Here is a 6,368-nt window from a genome sequence, read left to right as displayed (position 1 = left end):
CTGGCTCCGGCCTGGCTCCGGCCCGATCATTCGAGCGCCCATGGGCTCGCGCGGCATACCCGCAGTTCCGCCGGACGACCACGATCTTCGGCAGGTCAGCACCTGGGTGCTCAGCGAGCGTCGTGGAGGCGAATAGGGGTCGTTCGGCGTCGCGGCGAAGCGCTGTCGGGCGAGCGGCCGGATCCCGAGCACAGGGTGAACCCGTCATCGCCTGGACGAGTGCGTCGCATCGCCAGGTGCCGACAAGCCTGGGTTCAACGAGGCCGGCGGCGCCCGAGGACCCATCTGCGCAGCAGGTTCCGGGCGGTGCCCCAGACCCCGTGCCGGAAGAGCAGGACGATGACGACGAAGATCGCGCCGGTGATCAGGCCGATCCCGTCGAACCCGGACGAGGCGAGCGAGTCCTCCAGGGTGACGACGATGCCGGCGCCGACGATTCCGCCCCACAGAGTCCCGATCCCGCCGAGCACGGTGATGAGCACGACCTTGCCGGACGTCGTCCAGACGAGCTCCTGCAGCGAGGCGAACCCATGGCTGATCGCGAAGACACCACCGGCCAGCCCGGCGAGCCCGGCGGAGATGACGAACGCCATGATCTTGTACTTCTCGACGTCGTAGCCGAGGGCACGCGCCCGGGCGGGGTTGTCGCGGATGGCCGTGAGGACGCGCCCGAACGGCGAGTTGACGACCCGCCAGGCGACGAAGATGCCGGCGACGATGATGAGCAGACCGACATAGTAGAAGTAGAACGAGTCGGTCTCGATGGCCTCCACGCCGAAGAAGCTCTTCGGGATGCCCTGCAGGCCGTTCTCGCCGCCGGTCAGGCCGCGCCACTGGTTGGCGATGAAGTAGAGCATCTGGGCGAACGCAAGGGTCACCATCGCGAAGTAGATACCGGTCCGACGGACCGACAGGTAGCCGATCGGGACGGCGATGAGCATCGCGAAGACGGCGCCGCCGAGGATCGCGATCGGGAACGGCAGCCCGGACTTGATCGCGATGATGCCGGTGCAGTAGGCCGAGCCACCCCAGAACGCCGCGTGCCCGAAGCTCAACAGGCCGGTGTAGCCGAGCAGCAGGTCGACGCTGATCGCGAAGAGGCCCCAGCACATGATGTCCATCGCGACGGGGGGATAGATGTACCACGGCAGCAGCAGGACGACGAGAAGGCCGAGGAGCAGCAGCAGAGCGCGCCACGGGCCGCGCCGCGGGATGACCGAGGCCTGCGCGAGGTCGAGCTCCTTCGATGGGGTGGTCAACTCGGTGCTCATGCCTTCTGTCGCGCCTCTTCCCGCCGCTGCGGGCCGCCCACGCGGAGCGTGGGACCCGCCTCGCCGGCGCTCGGTCGGGTCCTCGCGTCGGTCGGTGCTCATGCGGTCTCCTCCCGTCCGAAGAGCCCGGAGGGCCGGACGAGGATGACGATCGCCATCAGGACGAAGATGGCGATCTGGGCGTAGGCCGGCGCGTAGGCGACGCCGTAGGCCTCGACGAGACCGACGAGGAAGCCGGCGACGACGGCGCCGAGGATCGAGCCGAGGCCACCGATGACGACCACGGCGAACAGGACGATGACGAAGTTGCTGCCCATCTCCGCGGTGATCGCCCGGAACGGCGCCGCGAGGACCCCGGCGAGCCCGGCGAGGGCTATGCCGAAGCCGAAGACCGGAGTGACCCAGAGGCCGACGTTGATGCCCAGCGCCCGGGTGCGCTCCGGGGCCTCGGTCGAGGCGCGGACGATCATGCCGACGCGGGTCTTGGCCAGCAGCAGCCAGGACAGCAGGCAGATGGCGACAGAGAACAGACACGCGAAGACCTGGTAGGCGGGCAGGCCGACGCCGGCGACGGTGATCTGGCCGCTCAGCCCGGCCGGCACCTCGTACGGCAGCCCGGAGACGCCGTATCGGCGCTTGACGGCCTCGACGAGCACGAGCGCGAGGCCGAAGGTGAGCAGGAAGTTGTAGAGCGGGTCGAGCTGGAGCAGCCAGCGGACGAGCAGGCGCTCGATGAGCACCCCGACGCCGAACATGATGACGGGAACGACGAGCAGGGCAACCCAGAAGTGGATGCCGACCTCGGCCAGCAGCACAGCGGCGATGACGGCACCGAGCATGTAGCAGGCGCCGTGCGAGAAGTTGACGACACCGAGCACGCCGAAGATGACGGCGAGCCCGAGGGCGGACAGGGCGTAGAAGCCGCCGGCCGCCAGGCCCTGCAGGGTGTACTGGACGAATGCGCTCATGTTCACCGTTCGATCGAGTGATGGTGCGCTGCCCGACCGGCCACGGGCCGCCGGGCGGACAGCACACGGATCGGTCGGTCAGCCCATCTTGCAGGCGGGGTTGGCGTCGCCGTACGCCTCGGCTGCGGGGATCGTCTTGACGATCTTCTCGAGGTCCCACTCCTCGGTCACCTGGTCGGGTGACTTGACCTCGGCGAGGTAGACGTCGTGCGTGACGTTGTGGTCGGCCGCGCGGACCTCGCCGTTGCGCAGGAAGACGTCGTCGATCTTCTTGCCCTCGAGCTTGGACACGACGGCATCGGCGTCGTCGGTGCCCGCCTCCTGGATCGCCTTCAGGTAGTTCAGCGCCGCCGAGTAGTTCGCCGCGTGCGCGAACGACGGACGGGTGTTCGTCTTCTCCTTGAAGCGGTCGGCCCACTTGCGGTTCGTGTCGTCGAAGTTCCAGTACCACGGCTCGGTGAACTGGGTGCCGGCGAACTGGTCTGCGCCGAGCGAGTGGATGTCGGTGATGAACATCAGCCCGACGGCGAGCTGGACCTTGCCCTTGACGGAGCTCTGGTTGAACTGCTTGACGAAGTTGATCAGGTCACCGCCGGCGTTCATCGTGCCGATGACGTCGGGGTTGCCCTGACCGGCCTTCGTGATGAACGTCGCGAAGTTGTCGTTCGGGAACGGCGTCGGGATCGACTCGCCCACCGTGCCGCCGTTGGCCTTGATGACCTTGGTGAACGACTTGTTCATGTCCTGCCCGAACGCGTAGTCCGGGTAGACGATGTTCCACCTCTTGCCGCCCGCCTTGGTGATCGTGCCGGCGGTGCCGTTGGCGAGCATGGCCGTGTCGTAGGCCCAGTGGAACGTGTACTTGTTGCACTGATCGCCGGTCAGCGCGGTCGTGCCGGCACCGACGTTGATGTAGAGCCGCTTCTTCGCCTTGGCCTGGGTCGCGACGGCCAGGCCGGCCGCGGAGTTCGGCACGTCGAGGATGATGTCGGCCTTCTGCCGGTCGTACATCTCCTGGGCCTTGGAGTTGGCGACATCGGCCTTGTTCTGGTGGTCGGCCTGGATGATCTCGATGTCCTTGGCGACGGCCTTGTCGCCGTACTTGGCCTTGTAGTCGTCGATCGCGAGCTGGATGGCGACGGCGGAGTTCGGACCGGACAGGTCCTTGTAGACGCCCGACTGGTCGTTGAGCAGGCCGATGACGACCTTGCCGTCGCTCAGCTTGCTGTCGCCGCCGCTCTGTGGGCCGCCGCCCGCTCCGCCGCCGCATGCGGCGAGCGCGAGAGATGCCGCGGCCGCGATGGCGAGCGGCGCCGTGATTGTCCTGCTACGCATGTCCCCTCCCTGGGGGTGTTGATGGTTGGCCCCGGCGTCACATGCCGAGATAGGTGAGCAGCTCGCTCTCCCGGTCCTGGAACTGCCGGTTGTCGAGGTGTTCGACGACCCGGCCCTGCGCGAGCAGGTAGTGCCGGTCCGCCACCGTGGCGGCGAACTTGACGTTCTGCTCGACGAGCAGCACGCCAACCCCCTGACCCTTGATCTCGCGGATGATCTCGCCGATGCGCTGGACGATGACCGGGGCCAGGCCCTCGCTCGGCTCGTCGAGCAGCAGCATGCGGGCGCCCATCCGCAGGACGCGGGCCATGGCGAGCATCTGCTGCTCGCCACCGGACAGCTTCGTGCCCGGGAAGTCGCGGCGTTCGTGCAGCACCGGGAAGGACTCGTAGACCCGCTCGATCGGCCAGGCCTCCTCGTGCACGACAGGTGGCAGGAGCAGGTTCTCCTCGACCGACAGGGTCGCGTAGATGCCCCGGTCGTCGGGCACCCAGCCCACGCCGAGTCGGGCCCGCGCGTCGGCGGTCCGCCTGGTGATCTCGAGGCCCTCGAAGGTGACCGACCCCCGCGTCTGCTTGTGCAGCCCCATCACGGAGCGGAGCAGGGTCGTCTTGCCGGCTCCGTTGCGACCGACGAGCGTGACCACCTCACCGCTGCCCACGTCGAGGCTGACGTCCGACAGGACCTGAGCCTCGCCGTACCAGGCGGACAGGCCGACGACCTCGAGCAGGGGCCGTCGGGGGGCGCCGGCGCGGGGCTGCGACGTGACGACCTCGGTGCGCTCAGGCATGGGACTCCCCCAGGTAGGCGGTGACGACGCGCGGATCGACGCGAACCTCCTCGTAGGGGCCCTCGGCAAGGATCTGCCCCGCCTGCAGGACCGTGACCCGGTCGGCCAGCGAGCCGACGACATGCATGTTGTGGTCGACGAACACGACGGTCCGCCCGATCGCGATGCTCTTGACGAGCTCGATGGTCCGGTCGACGTCCTCGATGCCCATGCCTGCGGTCGGTTCGTCGAGCAGGAGCAGCTTCGGGTCGAGGGCCATCGCGATGGCGAGCTCGAGGGCCCTCTTCTGGCCGTAGGCGAGCGCGCCCGCCGGGACCTGGGCCCGGTCGGCGAGGCCGACCTGCTCGAGCAGGTCCATGGAGCGGGCCCGGAACCGACCGAACCGGTTGACCGACTGCCAGAAGCGGGTGGTCAGCCCGGTCGGGCTCGCGAGCGCGAGCTCGAGGTGCTCTCGGAGCGAGAGCTGGTCGAACAGGCTCGTGATCTGGAACGAGCGGGCGATGCCGAGGTGGGCGATCCGCTCCGGTGGCAGGCCGGTGATGTCCCTGCCGTCGAAGCGGATCTGGCCCGAGCTCGGACGCAGGAAGCCGGTCAGCAGGTTGAACAGGGTCGTCTTGCCGGCACCGTTCGGGCCGACGAGCGCATGGACGGTGCCCGCGGCGACGGCGAGGTTGACCTTCGAGACGGCCGTGAAGCCGCGGAAGTCGCGGGTCAGGTCGTGCGTCTCGAGCAGGGCCGTTGGCGCGCTCACTGCACCTCCTGGTGCGGTCGTCGGCGGCGACCGGGTTCGGTCGACCTCGGACAGCCTAGGAGCGCGATTGCCCAGATTCACGGGTTCCACGCACACACCTCACGACCACGTATGGCGCCACGCCACATCCTCGGTCTCGTCAGACCCAGCCGCTTCGAACGGCACGATCGACGCTCTCGAGATGGGACTGCGCTTGCGGAAGCCGACCCGTCCCGGCGCCTGATCTCGCGAGGCGGGTCAGTCCGGCGAGCCGGTCTCGAGCAGCCGGACGAACTGGATCTCGTCGAGGACCGGCACACCGAGCTGCTCGGCCTTGGCCGCCTTGGACCCGGCGCCGGCGCCGGCCACGACCCAGTCGGTGTTCTTCGACACCGACCCGGCGGCCTTGCCACCACGGCTGACGATGGCCTCCTTGGTCTCGTCGCGGGAGAAGCCCTCGAGCGAGCCGGTCACCACGAGGGTCTTGCCCGCCAGGGTGCGCTGGACCGAATCGTCGCGCTCGTCGGCCATCCGCACGTCCGCCGCGGCCCACTTGTCGACGATCTCGTTGTGCCAGTCCACCTCGAACCAGGCGCGAACGGACTCGGCGATGACGCCACCGACACCCTCGGCGGACAGGAGCGCTTCAGGTTGAGCTCTGCGAAGCTTCTCCAAGGAGCCGAACTCGCTCGCGAGCGCCCGTGCCGCGGTGGGGCCGACATGGCGGATCGACAGTGCGACGAGGACGCGCCACAACGGCTGCGACTTCGCCTTCTCCAGCTCGGCCAGGAGGCGCTCACCGTTCGCCGACAGGACGCGGCCGTGAGCGACATACTCCAGCGGGTCGGTCTTCTTCGCGGCGCGCGTGTAGAGCGCGACGCCCGTGAGGCGCTCGCGGGTCAGGCCGTACTGCCCCGCCCGGGGGCTGTCCACGGGAGGCGGGAACAGGTCGCCCTCGTCCGTGATGACCCCCGACTCGAGCAGGGCGAGCGAGCCCTCCCAGCCGAGCGCCTCGATGTCGAGGGCGCTCCGGGAGGCGAGGGCGAAGAGCCGCTCGCGAAGCTGGCTCGGGCACGACCGGGAGTTCGGACAGCGGATGTCCTTGTCGCCCTCCTTCTCGGGGGCGAGTGGGGTGCCGCAGGACGGGCACTCGGTCGGCATGACGAAGGCCCTCTCGGTACCGTCGCGCAGGTCGACCACCGGCCCGACGATCTCGGGGATGACGTCGCCCGCCTTGCGCAGCACGACCGTGTCGCCGATCAGCACGCCCTTGC

The 6,368-nt window shown here is 68.9% G+C and carries 6 protein-coding genes; all 6 read right to left on the bottom strand.

The window, feature by feature from the left end; all coding sequences use genetic code 11:
* Nucleotides 1-254: 254 nt before the first annotated feature.
* Nucleotides 255-1,373, bottom strand: coding sequence for a branched-chain amino acid ABC transporter permease (locus L0H79_RS19715; RefSeq protein WP_301486347.1), 1,119 nt, complete (start codon nt 1,371-1,373; stop codon nt 255-257).
* Nucleotides 1,370-2,239, bottom strand: a complete 870-nt coding sequence (locus tag L0H79_RS19710; protein ID WP_301486346.1) for a branched-chain amino acid ABC transporter permease — start codon at nt 2,237-2,239, stop codon at nt 1,370-1,372. Before L0H79_RS19710 ends, L0H79_RS19715 begins: the two co-directional genes overlap by 4 nt.
* Nucleotides 2,240-2,317: 78 nt before the next feature.
* Nucleotides 2,318-3,574: an ABC transporter substrate-binding protein gene (locus L0H79_RS19705; protein WP_301486345.1), complete on the bottom strand. Its 1,257-nt coding sequence runs from the start codon at nt 3,572-3,574 to the stop codon at nt 2,318-2,320.
* Between the two features lie 37 nt (nt 3,575-3,611).
* Nucleotides 3,612-4,364, bottom strand: coding sequence for an ABC transporter ATP-binding protein (locus L0H79_RS19700; protein WP_301486344.1), 753 nt, complete (start codon nt 4,362-4,364; stop codon nt 3,612-3,614).
* Nucleotides 4,357-5,115 (bottom strand): ABC transporter ATP-binding protein, encoded by a 759-nt coding sequence (locus L0H79_RS19695; protein WP_301486343.1) that lies wholly within the window; start codon nt 5,113-5,115, stop codon nt 4,357-4,359. The genes L0H79_RS19700 and L0H79_RS19695 overlap by 8 nt, the downstream gene beginning before the upstream one ends.
* Before the next feature lie 237 nt (nt 5,116-5,352).
* Nucleotides 5,353-6,368 (bottom strand): helix-hairpin-helix domain-containing protein (locus L0H79_RS19690; RefSeq protein ID WP_301486342.1); only part of this gene is annotated, 1,016 nt, incomplete at its 5' end.

It is taken from the genome of Intrasporangium sp. (assembly GCF_030452765.1).
In the GTDB taxonomy this organism is placed as follows: domain Bacteria; phylum Actinomycetota; class Actinomycetes; order Actinomycetales; family Dermatophilaceae; genus Intrasporangium_A.
The sequence above is the reverse complement of the archived record's forward strand: the minus strand, read 5'-3'. Positions and strand labels throughout refer to the sequence as shown.